The sequence below is a fragment of the Streptomyces sp. 8P21H-1 genome (genome assembly GCF_013302945.1).
In genome coordinates this window covers 1,752-2,782 of sequence record NZ_JABTYA010000011.1, presented here as the reverse complement: position 1 = coordinate 2,782, position 1,031 = coordinate 1,752, and the positions used below count along the sequence as shown (strand labels likewise).

Sequence of the window (1,031 nt, the reverse complement as noted above, 5' to 3'; positions counted from 1 at the left end):
CCTCCCGGCCCGCCCTCCTCCTGGCACGGCCTCCTCCCGGCACGGCACGGCGCCGGGGGCGCACAGCGGCGTACGGGTGTCGTGGGTGTCGTAGGTGCCGTGAAGGTGTGCGCCGTGTGCTTGTCGCCCCGCGCCGGGCGCGGTAGACCGGACTGCCCGTCACTTTCCGGCGGTCCGCCGACGGTCCGCTGCCGCACCCCGGGGAGCCGGTATGAGCGTGACCAGTCGGTACAGAGATGCCTGGGAGGGCTTCTGGCGTGAGGCTCCCGCCGGGCAGGGGGCCGTTTTCTGGGACGCCGCGCCCGCCGTCACCGCGCGGGTCCACCTCGCGCTGTTCGAGCCGCACCTGACCGCGCCCGGACTGCCCCTCGTGGACCTCGGCTGCGGCAACGGCACACAGACGCGGTTCCTCGCCGACCGGTACCCGCGGGTGGTCGGCGCCGATCTGTCGGCCGCCGCCCTCGACCACGCCCGGCTGGCGGATCCGGCGGGGCAGGCCTCCTACCGCCTGTTCGACGCGGCGGAGCGGGCCGAGGCCGAGATGCTGCATGCCGAACTGGGCGACGCGAACGTCTATGTGCGAGGGGTCCTGCACCAGTGCGAGGAGGGCGACCGGCAGGCGCTCGTCGACGGGATCGCCACGCTGGTGGGCGACCGGGGACGGGCGTTCCTCGTCGAGCCGTCCGAGGCGGCGGGGGTGGTGCTGCGGGGGCTCGCGCGGGAGCCCGGGGGGCCGCCGGCGAAGCTCGCGCCCGTCTTCCGGCACGGGATCGCGCCGGGGGAGGTGGCCGACGCCGCCGTCCCCGGGTACCTGCGGGCCGCGGGGCTCGTGGTGCTGGCGGAAGGGGGGTTGCCGCTCGTCACCGCGGAGCGCGGTGCGGACGGCTCCGCCATTGAGCTGCCTTCGCGGTGGGTTGTGGTGCGGCGGGGGTGAGGGGGACGTGGGGGCGTGGGGGAGGGGTGGGTGCGTTGTCGGGTGCGGGTGGGTGAGGGCTGGGCGCGCCCCGCGGCGGAGCCGTAAATGTCACAGC

Annotated in this window: 1 protein-coding gene; it reads left to right on the top strand. The window is 76.1% G+C overall.

Translation table 11 applies throughout. The annotated features are described in order from the left end of the window. Positions 1–211: 211 nt before the first annotated feature. Positions 212–934, top strand: a complete 723-nt coding sequence (locus tag HO151_RS00220) for a class I SAM-dependent methyltransferase (protein WP_173894119.1) — start codon at positions 212–214, stop codon at positions 932–934. The last annotated feature ends 97 nt before the right edge of the window (positions 935–1,031 follow it).